The 12,789-nt window shown below is 65.3% G+C and carries 13 protein-coding genes; 5 read left to right on the top strand and 8 right to left on the bottom strand.

Annotation, left to right across the window (positions count from 1 at the left end):
* Positions 1 to 203 precede the first annotated feature (203 nt).
* A complete protein-coding gene (locus H7A13_08330) occupies positions 204 to 2,258 on the top strand; it encodes a methyl-accepting chemotaxis protein (GenBank protein ID MCP5333350.1) in 2,055 nt (684 codons plus the stop codon).
* Positions 2,259 to 2,333: 75 nt separating this feature from the next.
* On the opposite strand, the gene H7A13_08325 is transcribed toward H7A13_08330, so the two are convergent.
* On the bottom strand, positions 2,334 to 2,771 hold the full coding sequence (locus tag H7A13_08325; GenBank protein ID MCP5333349.1) for a globin: 438 nt from the start codon (positions 2,769 to 2,771) through the stop codon (positions 2,334 to 2,336).
* Between the two features lie 116 nt (positions 2,772 to 2,887).
* Entirely contained in the window at positions 2,888 to 4,354 is a 1,467-nt protein-coding gene (pyk, locus tag H7A13_08320; GenBank protein MCP5333348.1) for a pyruvate kinase, read from the bottom strand.
* A gap of 169 nt (positions 4,355 to 4,523) precedes the next feature.
* Here pyk and H7A13_08315 point away from each other — a divergent pair, with 169 nt between their 5' ends.
* Positions 4,524 to 5,987, top strand: coding sequence for a M48 family metallopeptidase (locus H7A13_08315; protein MCP5333347.1), 1,464 nt, complete (start codon positions 4,524 to 4,526; stop codon positions 5,985 to 5,987).
* A gap of 1 nt (position 5,988) precedes the next feature.
* Here the strand turns inward: H7A13_08315 and nadA are convergent, their stop codons facing one another.
* The 5 genes from nadA to H7A13_08290 form a co-directional block, all read right to left on the bottom strand.
* A complete protein-coding gene (nadA, locus tag H7A13_08310; GenBank protein MCP5333346.1) occupies positions 5,989 to 7,047 on the bottom strand; it encodes a quinolinate synthase NadA in 1,059 nt (352 codons plus the stop codon).
* Between the two features lie 100 nt (positions 7,048 to 7,147).
* Positions 7,148 to 8,533 (bottom strand): adenylosuccinate lyase, encoded by a 1,386-nt coding sequence (gene purB, locus H7A13_08305; protein ID MCP5333345.1) that lies wholly within the window; start codon positions 8,531 to 8,533, stop codon positions 7,148 to 7,150.
* A 49-nt stretch (positions 8,534 to 8,582) separates the two neighbouring features.
* Positions 8,583 to 9,206 carry a high frequency lysogenization protein HflD gene (hflD, locus tag H7A13_08300; GenBank protein MCP5333344.1) on the bottom strand — a complete coding sequence of 208 codons (624 nt, stop codon included), beginning with the start codon at positions 9,204 to 9,206 and terminating at the stop codon, positions 8,583 to 8,585.
* Positions 9,207 to 10,352 (bottom strand): tRNA 2-thiouridine(34) synthase MnmA, encoded by a 1,146-nt coding sequence (gene mnmA, locus H7A13_08295; GenBank protein MCP5333343.1) that lies wholly within the window; start codon positions 10,350 to 10,352, stop codon positions 9,207 to 9,209.
* A 39-nt stretch (positions 10,353 to 10,391) separates the two neighbouring features.
* The gene (locus H7A13_08290; GenBank protein MCP5333342.1) at positions 10,392 to 10,844 is read right to left on the bottom strand and encodes an NUDIX hydrolase; all 453 of its coding nucleotides are present in this window, start codon (positions 10,842 to 10,844) and stop codon (positions 10,392 to 10,394) included.
* A gap of 104 nt (positions 10,845 to 10,948) precedes the next feature.
* On the opposite strand from H7A13_08290, the gene moaC reads away from it, so the two are divergent.
* The 3 genes from moaC to H7A13_08275 are packed head-to-tail and all read left to right on the top strand — an operon-like array spanning position 10,949 to position 12,145.
* Positions 10,949 to 11,440, top strand: coding sequence for a cyclic pyranopterin monophosphate synthase MoaC (moaC, locus tag H7A13_08285; protein ID MCP5333341.1), 492 nt, complete (start codon positions 10,949 to 10,951; stop codon positions 11,438 to 11,440).
* Entirely contained in the window at positions 11,437 to 11,688 is a 252-nt protein-coding gene (gene moaD / locus H7A13_08280; protein MCP5333340.1) for a molybdopterin converting factor subunit 1, read from the top strand. The genes moaC and moaD overlap by 4 nt, the downstream gene beginning before the upstream one ends.
* 1 nt (position 11,689) lies before the next feature.
* Complete coding sequence (locus tag H7A13_08275) at positions 11,690 to 12,145, top strand: molybdenum cofactor biosynthesis protein MoaE (GenBank protein MCP5333339.1); 456 nt, start codon at positions 11,690 to 11,692, stop codon at positions 12,143 to 12,145.
* A gap of 1 nt (position 12,146) precedes the next feature.
* Here H7A13_08275 and H7A13_08270 read toward each other — a convergent pair whose 3' ends face one another.
* Positions 12,147 to 12,770 (bottom strand): pseudouridine synthase, encoded by a 624-nt coding sequence (locus H7A13_08270; protein MCP5333338.1) that lies wholly within the window; start codon positions 12,768 to 12,770, stop codon positions 12,147 to 12,149.
* Positions 12,771 to 12,789 lie beyond the last annotated feature (19 nt).

Raw genomic sequence — 12,789 nt, 5'->3', positions numbered from 1 at the left:
CATTGTAGCCGACAACGGCGCTGTCGGCTGTCGCGCTTTGGCAGTGCAACGCCCCGCACTCATCTGCAGATTCTTTTTTATGGTCTAGGCTTGATGTCATGGGATCTTCCGTCGCAGTGCCAGACAAAGATCGCTCGACTGTGTGAGCAGAGAATTCAAGCACTACCCCGGTCAGGGGTGCCACATTGAATGGAGAAGAAGAGATGAGCAGACTTTTGACACCAGGCATCAACCTGATGAAAAAGATGAACTTCCTGTACAAGTTCGGTTTGATTTCACTGGCCGTGCTGGTGCCGCTGATGCTGCTGAGCGCACTGCTGGTGATGCAGACCAGCCGTGACATCGGCACGATCAGAGCCGAGCGTGTCGGCATTGAACATGCGAAGGTCGCGCTCGAGCTGCGCCGGCTGGGTGGCCGCTATGTCGATCTGGTGCTGGCGATCGAACAGGTCAACAAGCAGATGAGTGCCGCCAACGACCTGACCCCCCTCTATCGCCAGACCCGCCAGCAGATCGACGAGGCGATCAAGGCCTATCAGGCCGTCCTGGAACAACAGCCGCTGGGGGAGGAGACCCAGAGCAGTTGGACCAACCTGCTGAACTTCTGGCAGCAGAGTGCGCAGATCGACCCCAAGGCGGGCGTCGAAGTACCACAACATCTGGCCCATGCCGAGCAGAAAAAGCTGCTGGAGCTGATGCAGCACTTCATTCTGGCGGTGTCGATCGAAAGTGGCCTGATCCTCGACAGCAGCCCGGAACGCTACCTGCTGATCTCGCATGTGCTGAATGAGTTCACGATGCTGGCGGGCCGCCTCGAAGAGGCGCGGGCGGTGGGCACCTCGATCAAGGCGCAGACGGCGACCACGGCCAGCACGCTGAAGTGGCTCGAACCGATCGGTCAGAAACTGCTCGACACCGAAGAGGAATACCGCTATGCCGTCGCCACCAGCATCGGCCGTTCTCCGCGCGCCAAGGCCCTGCTGGAGGCTGATGCCAACAAGGCTGGAGAGGCCTACAAGGGGATGGCCGAATACATCGAGTCGGTGTTGATGATGGGCGAAGAGCAGAGCCTGACCTGGGAGGGCTACTACAATCACCTGAGCGCGAAGATCGATCCGATCTTCAAGGTTGGCCAGTCGGTGTTGCCGCTGGTCGACACCCTGCTGGGCGAGCAGGAGAGTGCGCTTGTCGCGCAGCGCAATGGTTATGTCGTTGCCGCCCTGGTCGTTTTGGCGCTGGTGGTCTATCTCTGTGCCGCCTTTGCCAGTTCGATGAAGGTCACCATTTCCAGCATCTATGCTGCCGCACGTGGGCTGGCGCAGGGCGACACCCGGGTGCGGGTGGCGGTGGACAGCAAGGATGAACTGGGCAGCCTCTCTGTCGAGTTCAACAGCATGGCCGAGAAGGTGGCGGAACTGATCAGCCAGGCACACCACACCGCACGGCAGGTGTCGGAGCAGGCCGAAACCGTGGAGCGCATCGCCAGCCGCAGCAGCGATGAGTTGCAGAGCCAGTTGAGTGAGACCGCGCAGGTGGCGACGGCGATGAACGAGATGGCCGCCACGGTGCAGGAGGTGGCGCGCAGTTCGGTCAGCGCAGCCGATTCGGCACAGGCGGCCCACCGTGACGTGCAGAGCGGCCGGCAACTGGTCGAGTCGACCTCGGCGACCATCCGCCGTCTGGCCGAGGAGATTGGTGGCACCGTGCAGGTGACGCAGCGGCTGGTGGAGCACAGCCACAGCATCAGCAAGGTGGTCGATGTGATCAAGGGCGTGGCCGAGCAGACCAACCTGCTGGCGCTCAATGCCGCCATCGAGGCGGCCCGGGCCGGTGAGCAGGGACGTGGCTTTGCCGTGGTGGCGGATGAGGTGCGGACCCTGGCGCAGCGCACCCAGCAGTCGACCAGCGAGATCGAGCAGATGATCGGTCAGTTGCAGACCGGCGTGAACGATGCGGTCAAGACCATGGGCAGCAGCCGGGAGATGACCGAACGCACCGTGGTGGAGTCATCGAAGGTGGATGAAGCGCTGGCCAGCATCGCCGGTTCGGTCGACAACATCCTGGGCATCAGCCAGCAGATTGCCACGGCAGCCGAGGAGCAGAGCGTGGTGGCACGCGAGATCGACCGCAACATCGTCGCGATCAACGGTGCCAGCGAACACACCGCCAGCGGTGCCCGCGAGACGGTGGAAGCCAGCCAGAACATGGCGGCGCTGACCCAGCAACTGGAGCAGTTGATCGGCACCTTCAAGGTGTGAGAGCAAAGCAGGGCGACCACCCGACAGGGGGTCGCCCAAACGAAAAACCCGCCTTGACCGGCGGGTTTTTCCGTTTCAGCGGCCGCTGCCGATGGCGTGGGGTTGATGGCTGATCACCTCCTCGTAATGCCGGTTGATCTCCTGGGTCAGCGCGGCGATGCGGCGCTGCCAGGCGCCCTCGAAGTCGGCATTCCATGCAGTGGCGACGGCATCGCGCACCGTCTGCCGAATGGCGTCGAACAGCGCGCTGTACATCGGCAGAAGCACGCCGTTGTTGGTGTGGGTCAGCACCTCGAAGCCGAGTACGGTCTCGAGTTCGTCGCCATCGGGCATCATGATCAGCATCATCGCCTCGTCCAGCATCCGTGCCCGCATCAGGTGGTCCATGTGCTCCATCATATGCGCCGATTCGGGGCTGGCCGCGAAGTAGCGTTCATAGACCGCTGCGGAGATGTCACCGGCTTTTTCGGCAGTCTGCTCGAAGGAGGCGAGGATCAGGTCGTTGTCGTTCATGGCGGGCTCCGGGAGTCGTGATGGTGGGCAGGCCGGTACGAGCGGCCAAGTCATTCTACCGTAGAAAATATGGTTTATGCCGCTCCTGTCCGGTCGGCGGATTGCGGAGTCTGGCGTCAGTTCGGTCGATAGGTCCCCTTGAAGGTGGTGCCGACCTGCAGGATGCGCAGCGTGTTGGTGGCGCCCGGTTTGCCGCGGTGGTCGCCCTCGGTGATGATCACCAGATCACCCTTCTGCACCGCGCCCTGCTGTTCGAGCAGGTCGATCGCACCCTTGTTGACCTCGTCCGGCTCCACCTGGGTGTAGTCGTACAGCAACCCTTCAACATCGCGGTAGAGCGCCACCCGGCGCAGGGTCGAGTGGTGGCGCGACAGGGCGTAGATCGGCTGCGCCGAGCTGATGCGCGACATCCACAGCGGCGTGGCGCCCGATTCGGTCAGGCAGACCACCGCCTTGATGCCGGTCAGATGGTTGGCGATGTACATCGACGCCATCGCGATCGCCTCGTCGATGCGGTGAAACTCGGAGTCGACCCGGTAGGAGGACGAACGGGCCGAAGGCTGCTTCTCGGCGCCGATGCAGGTGCGCGCCATCGCCCGCACCGCCTCGACCGGATGGTGGCCGGTGGCGGTCTCAGCCGAGAGCATCACCGCGTCGGTGCCATCGAGCACCGCGTTGGCGACATCGAACACCTCGGCGCGGGTCGGCACCGGATTGTCGATCATCGACTCCATCATCTGGGTGGCGGTGATCACCACCCGGTTCAGGGTCCAGGCGCGCTTGATGATCTGCTTCTGGATGCCGACCAGCTCCCAGTCGCCCACCTCGACCCCCAGATCGCCGCGTGCCACCATGATGACGTCGGCGGCGGTGATGATGCGGTCGAGCGCGGCATCGCTGGCGACGGCCTCGGCCCGTTCGATCTTGGCCACCACCGCGGCCTGGCTGCCGGCCTCACGGATCAGTTGCCGGGCGGTGTCGATGTCCTCGGCCGAGCGCACGAAAGAGACGGCGACAAAGTCGACGCCGATGGCGGCGGCGGTGACGATGTCGGCCTCATCCTTGTCGGAGAGCGCCGGCGCCGAGAGCCCGCCACCCTGGCGGTTGATGCCCTTGTGGTTGCTGAGGGGGCCACCCACCAGCACCTCGGTGTCGATGCGGTGGGTGGTGATGCTGTCGACCCGCAGCTCGATGCGGCCATCGTCCAGCAGCAGGATGTCACCCGGCCGGCAATCGGCCGGCAGCGCCGGATAGTCGATGCCCACCTGGTGGATGTCGCCCTCGAACTCATCGAGCGTGGCATCGAGTGCGAAGGGCGCACCGCGCTGCAAGGTGACCTTGCCATCGCGGAACGAGCGCACCCGGATCTTCGGCCCCTGCAGGTCGGCCAGGATCGCCACATTGAGATTGTGCCGGGCGCTGATTTCGCGCACCATGCGGGCGCGCGCCTGATGCTCCTCGGCCTCGCCGTGCGAGAAGTTGAGCCGTACGACATTGACGCCGGCCAGCAGCATCTGCTCTAGCACCTGCGGTGCATCGGTGGCGGGGCCGAGGGTGGCAACGATCTTGGTTCGACGCAACATGGTGCCTCCGAGGATGGCGGTGTGGGGTGCTCTTCGTCGCAGCAGAACATTTCGTGCGTGTCGCTGTCCATTGCCAACATGCGGGCGGCCAGTGCGGCGCTTTCTGCACCCGTTCCAATACCAGCGGACTCCAATGCCTGTTTTTTCATCCCTGCGTCCGGTCCTGACCATGCTGCTGTGCGGGCTGCTGTTCGTCAATGCAGCGCTGCGTGCAGAGCCCCAGGTGCCGATCGGGCAGGATGAGCCGCAGTTGCCCTATCTGGGTGATGTCAGCTCCAGCATCATCTCGACCGACGAGGAGCACTTTCTCGGGCAGATCTGGCTGATGCAGCTGCGCAGCCAGGTCACCATGCTGGATGATCCGGTGGTCAACCACTATCTGGAGAACCTGCTCGGCCAGTTGGCCGGCAGCAGCCAGCTGCAGGACCGCCGCCTGACACTGGTGGTGATCGACAGCCCGGAGCTGAACGCCTTTGCCGTGCCGGGTGGTGTGGTCGGCGTCAATGCCGGGCTGTTCAGCCATGCGCGGAACGAGGCACAGCTCGCCTCGGTGCTGGCCCACGAACTGGCGCACCTGAGTCAGCGGCACCATGTGCGGATGGTCGACAGCGCACGCAAGAACAGCGTGCCGATGCTGGCGGCGATGCTGGCCGGCGTGGTGCTGGCGGCCTCGGGCGGTGGCGATGCCGGCATGGCGATGATCACCGGCAGTCAGGCGGCGCTGATTCAGGAGCAGTTGCGCTTCAGCCGCCAGTATGAGAGCGAGGCCGACCGCATCGGCATGCTCAACCTGGTCGCGGCCGGCTACGATCCCAGGCAGATGCCGGCGATGTTCGAGCAGATGTTGCAGGCCCGCTCCTTCGCCGGTGACCGGGCCCCACAATTTCTGCTGACCCACCCGTTGACCGAGGCGCGCATCGCCGACACCCAGAACCGCGTCGCGCAGTATCCCGACAATGCTGAGGCCAAGGTCGACAGCATCGAATACGAGCAGGCCCGCAGCCGCATGCAGAACGCCCTCGAGGGCAATCCGGTGCGCATCATCAAGCAGGTCGAGGCCACGCTGGCGACGCAACCGGGCGGTGCGCTGGATGATGGCAACCGCTATCTGCTGGCGCTGGCGCAACTGAAGGCGCAGCGGCCGCAGGAGGCCGAAGCCACCCTCAAACCGCTGCTGGAGCGTGAGCCGCTGGCGCTGGGTTATCTCTATACCCAGGTGCAGATCGACATGGCCCGCGGTCGCGCGCAGGCGGCGCTGGCACGGCTCGATCCGGCGCTGAAGCGTGCGCCCGACAGCTATCCGCTGACGATCGCCCAGGCTGAAGCGCTGCTGGCCAGCGGTCGACCGGCGGCCGCCGAGCCGCTGCTGGCCCGGCTGAGCCGGGAACGGCCGTGGGATGCCCCGGTCTGGTATCGGCTGGCCGAGGCGCGGGGACGCTCGGGTGATGCGCGCGGCATGCACCGGGCGCAGGGCGAGTATGCGCTGCTGATGGGGCAGATCGACGATGCGCAGCGGCAGCTCGAATATGCCCGCGCGCTGTCGCAGGGCAACTACGGCGAGAGTGCCTCGGTCGACGAGCGGCTGGGGCAGATTCGGCGGCTGCGCAAGCAGTTGGGCATGGCGACGCGCTGAATCAGCGTGGCGGCAGGCTTTTCGAGAAGGCCAGCATCCGCTCCAGCGGCACCATGGCCTGCCGACACAGCTCTGCGTCGAGTTCGATCTCGTTGCACTCATCACGCAGGCTGACCAGCAGATTCTCCAGATGGTTCATCGCCATCCACGGGCAGTGGGCACAACTGTGACAGGTGGCGCCACGGCCGCCGGTGGGGGCCTCCAGAAAACGTTTGCCCGGCGCGAGCTGTTCGAGCTTGTAGATCAGGCCGCGGTCGGTGGCGACGATGAAGGTGTCGTTGGGCAGCCTGCGGGCCGCCTCGATGATCTGGGTGGTTGAACCGACCAGATCGGCCAGATCGAGCACCGTCTTCGGCGATTCGGGGTGGGCCAGCACGGCTGCGTCAGGGTAGACATGCTTGAGGTCGCGAATGCCTTGGGCCTTGAACTCCTCATGGACGATGCAGGCGCCGTCCCACAGCAGCATGTCGGCGCCGCTCTGCTCGGCCAGGTAGCTGCCCAGGTGCTTGTCCGGTGCCCAGAGAATCTTCTGACCCTCTGCGCTCAGATGTTCGATCAGTTCGAGCGCCATGCTGGAGGTGGCCACCCAGTCGGCACGCGCCTTCACGGCGGCGGAGGTGTTGGCATAGACCACCACGGTGTGGTCGGGATGGGCATCGCAGAAGGCCGAAAAAGGGTCGATCGGGCAGCTGATGTCGAGTGAACAGGTGGCCTCCAGCGTTGGCATCAGCACCCGCTTGTGCGGTGTGAGAATCTTGGCGGTCTCGCCCATGAAGCGCACGCCGACCACCATCAGCGTGGTGGCGGGGTGTTCCTTGCCGAAGCGGGCCATCTGCAGCGAGTCGGAGACGAAGCCGCCGGTCTCCTCGGCCAGTCGCTGCAACTGCGGGTCGGTGTAGTAGTGGGCGACGATGACCGCATTCTTGCTGGCCAGCAGCGCCTCGATCTGCCGTTTCAGTGCCTGATACTGCGCTTCGGCCAAGTGATGCCCGTCGCGGGCTTCGACGAAGAGGGTTTCGTCGATCTGGTGACTTTTCAGCAGCTTTTCGGTCACGTTCATGGGCAGTGCGACCTCTCGGCGATCCGGGTGTGATGCTGGGCCCGATTGTAGCATGGCCCACCCGGCGCGCATGGCCGGGCCGTCAGCGCCACCGTGCAGCTCAGTCGTCGAGCCACTGCCGGATGCTGGTCGCCTGGTGGGGGGCATTGCCGATGTAACCGGCCGGGGTGAGCTGCCGCAGCCGGGCCTTTTCGGCCTCCGGAATCGCCAACTGGTCGATGAACTGTTGCAGCGCTGCCTGGTCGATGGCCTGACCGCGGGTCAATTCCTTCAGCTTCTCGTAGGGCTCCTCGACGCCATGGCGGCGCATCACCATCTGGATGGCTTCGGCCAGCACCTCCCAGGCACTGTCCAGATCGGCGGCGATCCGTTCGCGGTTGATCTCCAGCTTGCCGAGTCCCTTGAGTGTCGAGTGCAGGGCGATAGTGGTGTGCGCAAAGGCGGTGCCGAGGTTGCGCAGCACGGTGGAGTCGGTCAGGTCGCGCTGCCAGCGCGAGATCGGCAGCTTGCTGGAGAAGTGGTGCAGCAGCGCATTGGCGATGCCGAGATTGCCCTCGGCATTCTCGAAATCGATCGGATTGACCTTGTGCGGCATCGTCGAGGAGCCCACCTCGCCGGCGACCCGCTTCTGACCAAAATAGCCGAGCGAGATGTAGCCCCAGAGGTCGCGGGTGAAGTCGATCAGCACGGTGTTGAAGCGGGCGATGGCATCGAACAGCTCGGCCAGGCAGTCGTGTGGCTCGATCTGGGTGGTGTAGGGGTTCCACGCCAGCCCCAGGTCGGTGACGAAGCGGCTGGCCAGCGTCGGCCAGTCGAGCTCGGGGTAGCTGACGCAGTGCGCATTGAAGTTGCCGACGGCGCCATTCATCTTGCCGAGCAGCGCAGTGGTGGCGATCTGCTGCCGCTGCCGCCGCAGACGATAGGCGACATTGGCGAACTCCTTGCCGACGGTGGTGGGCGAGGCGCTCTGGCCATGGGTGCGCGACAGCATCGGCAAGCCGGCAAGCTGCACGCTGAACTCGGCGATGGTGTCGATCAGTCGATCGATCAGCGGCAGCAGGATGTCGTTGCGGGCACCCTGCACCATCAGCGCATGGCTCAGGTTGTTGATGTCCTCGGAGGTGCAGCCGAAGTGGATGAACTCCAGCCGTGGCCGCAGTTCCGGCTGGCTGGCGAAGCACTGCTTCAGGTGGTACTCCACCGCCTTGACGTCATGGTTGGTGCCGCGTTCGATCTGCTTGATCTGCTCGGCGGCCGCCTCATCGAACTGGTCGACCAGGGAGTTCAGAAAATGGTTGGCCGCGCTCGACAGCGGCGGCAGCTCGGGCAGTTGACCGGATTGCGCCAGATGCTGAAACCAGCGCACCTCGACCAGCAGCCGATGGCGAATCAGGCCGAACTCGCTGAAGTAGCGCCGCAGTTCGGTGCTTTTGTCGGCATAGCGGCCATCGATCGGGGAGAGTGCGGTCAGGGTCGAGAGTGTCATGGGCGGTCCGGGGTTGACTTGAAGGGGGCAGTTTCGCTGTGCGGGGTGGTCAGTGGCGCTGGAGCAGGCGGTCGGCCGTGTTGATCAGGGCGCGCCGCTGCCAGAGCAAAAACAGCGGGCGTCCGCCCAGCTGGCGCCAGAGCATGGCCGAGCGCACGGCGGCGAACAGCAGCAGGCGAATCTTGTCGGCGATCTCGCTGTTCTGCAGATGGCGCGGCTCGCCGACCACCTGGATGCGAAAGCGCAGCGTGCTGAGGCTCTGCTGATAGAGCCGCGAGAGCTGACCGACCAGTGCGGCCTGGTCGAAGTCGGGCAACTGCTGCTGGCGGCCGATCTGGACCAGCTCCTGGCCGATCTGATCGAGCATCCGTGGCTGCGCCGCGAGCTTGCCCTGCAGGTGGATGGCGGCCACCGCATAGCGCAGCGTACTGACCATCTCGTCACTCTTGCCGTTCTGGCGCCAACCACTGAGCAGGCGCAGCCCGGGCAGGATCGGCGAGAGGCCACCGAACACCGCCTCGGTCGAGGCGGGATGGGTGCAGAGGGTCGCCGTCACGGCAGTCTCGATGTTCGATTGCGAGACCACGCCGGTGCGGGCGAGGCGATCGACCCCTTGGGCAAACTGCAGGAGGGCGGCAAAGGCCAGGGCCTGTTCCTCGATCGATCTGGCCATCTAGGCTCCGTGGCGGAGGGCAGGGGAAAACGGCTGGGCCGGCTGCATCACAGGCAGGGCGGTTTCGATCACTCCACCGCCCAGGCAGATCTCGTCCTGATAGAACACCACATACTGCCCCGGCGTCACCGCCCGCTGCGGCGTGTCGAACCGGACCCGACAGCGGCCGTCCTCGGCCGGCTCCAGCCAGCAGGGCTGATCCGGCTGACGATAGCGCGTCTTGGCGGCGAGCCGGCAGGGCAGGCGTGGGCCCTCACCATCGATCCAGTGGAGCGCCGAGGTGGTGAGTCCATCTGCCAGCAGCAGCGGATGGTCATGGCCCTGCACCACGATCAGCGTGTTGCGGTCCAGATCCTTGGCGGCCACATACCAGGGGGCCTCGGCGGCGCCATGGACACCGCCGACACCCAGACCCTGGCGCTGCCCGATCGTGTGGTGGAGCAGCCCGTGGTGCTCGCCGAGCCGGCGACCCTCGGCGGTTTCGATCGGCCCCGGCTGCGCGGGCAGATAGCGGGTCAGAAAATCGCGGAAGCGGCGCTCACCGATGAAGCAGATGCCGGTGCTGTCCTTTTTGCTCTGGGTGGCGAGGCCGAGCTGAGCGGCAATCTGCCGCACCTGCGACTTCTGCAGCGCTCCGACCGGAAAGTGGCTGCGGGCAAACTGCTGTGCGCTGACCGCATGCAGGAAGTAGCTCTGGTCCTTGTTGGCATCGAGCCCCTTCAGCAGCCGGGTCTGCCCGCCCTGCCGATCGAGGCGGGCATAGTGGCCGGTGGCGATCTGGTCGGCACCCAGCAGTTCGGCATACTCGGCGAAGACCTTGAACTTGATCTCGCGGTTGCACAACACATCGGGGTTGGGGGTGCGGCCGGCGCGGTATTCGCTCAGAAAGTGGCTGAAGACCTGGTCCCAGTATTCGGCGGCGAAGTTGGCGGTGTGCAGTTCGATGCCGAGCTGATCGGCCACCTGCCGGGCATCGGCCAGGTCCTGTTTCGCCGTACAGTATTCGGTGCCGTCATCCTCCTCCCAGTTCTTCATGAACAGTCCGACCACCTGGTGGCCCTGCTGCTTCAGCAGGAAGGCAGCGACCGAGGAGTCGACCCCGCCGGACATGCCGACGACGATGCGTTGTGCGAAGGAGGGTGGCACCTGCTGTGACCGGGCGAGCAAAAGGGCGGCAATTATAGCCTATTGCCCGGAATGCTCATGAATGAAATCGAGCGGATAGCGCTTGCCGCGCAGGTAGTCCTCGACGTTGCGCAGCACCAGCGGGCTGCGCAGCCGGTCACGGCGGGCGCGCAGTTCGTCGACGGTCAGCCACAGTGTGCGCAGGATGCCGGTGTCGAGCGGACGTTCGGGATGGTGCCGCAGCGGTTCGGCAATGAAGCAGGTGCGCAGATAACTGATGCCGTTGTAGGCCGAGGTGTAGGTATAGAGGCCGAGCAGCGCCTTGACGGTGACCTCCCAGCCGGTCTCCTCCAGCGTCTCGCGCACGGCCGCGGCGGCCAGGGTCTCGCCCTGATCGAGGTGGCCGGCCGGCTGGTTGATGACCAGGCGCTCGCCCTCGCTCTCTTCGACCAGCAGAAAGTGGCCATCGCGCTCCACGATGGTGGCGACCGTGGCGTGGGGATACCAATCCATGCAGGGCTCCGGTGGATGACTGGCAATTGGGATAATGGACGCTTTATAGAATAATACAGCCAGACGGCTTCCCGCCGCCGACCCTGATCGACCGGACAGATCACATGAGCCAGCTCACCCACCTCGACGCCGACGGCAATGCCCGGATGGTCGACATCACCGACAAGGCCGAGAGCAGCCGGGAGGCCACTGCCGAGGCGATCGTGCGCATGGCGCCCGACACGCTGCGGCTGATCACTGAGGGACGGCACAAGAAGGGCGATGTACTCACCGTCGCCCGCATTGCCGGCATCCAGGCCGCCAAGCGCTGTGCCGAGCTGATTCCGCTCTGTCATCCGCTGCTGCTCAGCGCCATTCAGGTCGAACTGACGCCCGACATCGCGCAGAGTCGGGTGGTGATCCGCGCCACCTGCCGCCTGAGGGGGCAGACCGGTGTCGAGATGGAGGCGCTGACTGCGGCCAGCATCGCCGCGCTGACCATTTACGACATGTGCAAGGGGGTCGACCGGGGGATGGTGATCGATGGCGTGCGCCTGCTCGAGAAACGGGGTGGCCGAAGCGGCCATTGGCAGGCCGAGACGCCGTCGACGCCATGAAGATCTGCTACTTCGCCCGCGTGCGCGAGGACCTGGGGCTCGACCATGAGCTGCTGCAACCGCCGCCGCAGGTCGATCGGGTCGATCGGCTGATGGCCCATCTGATCGCCGCACGCGGCCCGCTGTGGGCCGAAGTGTTGGACCCCGAGCGCATCCTCGTTGCAGTCAACCAGCAGATCGCCGCCTTCGACACGCCGATTGGGGCGGACGACGAAGTGGCGTTCTTTCCGCCGATGACCGGGGGTTGAGATGTTCGAGGTGCGGGTTCAGCAGCACGATTTTTCGCTCGAAGCCGAGGTGAACCAGTTGCGCCAGCAGGCCCCGGGCGCCGGGGCGGTGGTCGCCTTCGTCGGCCTGGTGCGGGAGCTGGGTGAGGCGCGGCAGATCGAGCAGCTCGTTCTCGAACACTATCCGCAGATGACCGAAAACAGCCTGCGGCAGATCGTCGAGGAGGCGCGGCAGCGCTGGCCGCTGCTCGCCGCGCGGGTGGTGCATCGGGTGGGGGCGCTGACACCGGCCGAGCAGATCGTGCTGGTGGCCACGGCCACGGCGCATCGCCACGACGCCTTCGCGGCGGCCGAATTCATCATGGATTTTCTCAAAACCTCCGCACCCTTCTGGAAGAAAGAGCAGGGCGTCAGCGGCGCGCACTGGATCGACGCGCGCGACAGCGACCAGAGGGCCCGCGAACGCTGGCAGCGCTGAGTCATCCTCTGGGCGACCTCTTTGGTGCGCGTTGCGGTCTTGATGCCGGCACTCGGCGGGGGTGGGGTGCCGTCTGCGCTGGCGACTCGATCTGAACGCTGCGCCACTCACCGGGCGCCAGACCATCGAGTGTCCAGTCGCCGATGCGCCAGCGCACCAGCCGCAGTGTCGGCAGACCGACTGCGGCGGTCATGCGCCGCACCTGCCGGTTGCGCCCCTCGCGGATCGTGATCTCGAGCCAGTGGGTGGGCTTGTTGGCGCGCCAGCGAATCGGCGGCTGCCGTGGCCAGAGCGCGGGTTCGTCGATCCGCCGCACCTGTGCCGGCAACGTCATGCCATCGTTCAGCAGTACCCCCTGTTGCAGCGTGCCGATCGCCTCGGTGGTCGGTTCTCCTTCGACCTGCACCCAGTAGCTCTTCTGCTGCTTGTGGCGCGGGTGGGCGATGTGATGCTGCAACTGGCCGTCGTCGGTCAGCAGCAACAGCCCCTCGGAGTCACGGTCGAGCCGGCCGGCCGGATAGACGTTCGGCAGCTCGATGAACGGTTTGAGCGTGGGATGGGCGCCATCGCCCGAAAACTGCGACAGCACGCCATAGGGTTTGTTGAACAGAATCAGCAGCGCCATGCGCGGTCATCAAAAGGTA

The organism is Pseudomonadales bacterium (assembly GCA_024234215.1).
In the GTDB taxonomy this organism is placed as follows: domain Bacteria; phylum Pseudomonadota; class Gammaproteobacteria; order Pseudomonadales; family UBA5862; genus JACKOQ01.
This window is presented reverse-complemented; position numbering and strand designations above follow the sequence as displayed.

What these genes read in the sequence shown, in the direction of transcription:
- H7A13_08315 (MCP5333347.1), top strand. Translation starts at nt 4,524, where the DNA reads ATGCTGCTGTGCGGGCTGCTGTTCGTCAATGCAGCGCTGCGTGCAGAG.
- H7A13_08275 (MCP5333339.1), top strand. Translation starts at nt 11,690, where the DNA reads ATGTTCGAGGTGCGGGTTCAGCAGCACGATTTTTCGCTCGAAGCCGAG.
- H7A13_08325 (MCP5333349.1), bottom strand. Translation starts at nt 2,771, where the DNA reads ATGAACGACAACGACCTGATCCTCGCCTCCTTCGAGCAGACTGCCGAA.
- H7A13_08270 (MCP5333338.1), bottom strand. Translation starts at nt 12,770, where the DNA reads ATGGCGCTGCTGATTCTGTTCAACAAACCCTATGGCGTGCTGTCGCAG.
- pyk (MCP5333348.1), bottom strand. Translation starts at nt 4,354, where the DNA reads ATGTTGCGTCGAACCAAGATCGTTGCCACCCTCGGCCCCGCCACCGAT.
- H7A13_08290 (MCP5333342.1), bottom strand. Translation starts at nt 10,844, where the DNA reads ATGGATTGGTATCCCCACGCCACGGTCGCCACCATCGTGGAGCGCGAT.
- H7A13_08330 (MCP5333350.1), top strand. Translation starts at nt 204, where the DNA reads ATGAGCAGACTTTTGACACCAGGCATCAACCTGATGAAAAAGATGAAC.
- nadA (MCP5333346.1), bottom strand. Translation starts at nt 7,047, where the DNA reads ATGAACGTGACCGAAAAGCTGCTGAAAAGTCACCAGATCGACGAAACC.
- purB (MCP5333345.1), bottom strand. Translation starts at nt 8,533, where the DNA reads ATGACACTCTCGACCCTGACCGCACTCTCCCCGATCGATGGCCGCTAT.
- hflD (MCP5333344.1), bottom strand. Translation starts at nt 9,206, where the DNA reads ATGGCCAGATCGATCGAGGAACAGGCCCTGGCCTTTGCCGCCCTCCTG.
- moaC (MCP5333341.1), top strand. Translation starts at nt 10,949, where the DNA reads ATGAGCCAGCTCACCCACCTCGACGCCGACGGCAATGCCCGGATGGTC.
- moaD (MCP5333340.1), top strand. Translation starts at nt 11,437, where the DNA reads ATGAAGATCTGCTACTTCGCCCGCGTGCGCGAGGACCTGGGGCTCGAC.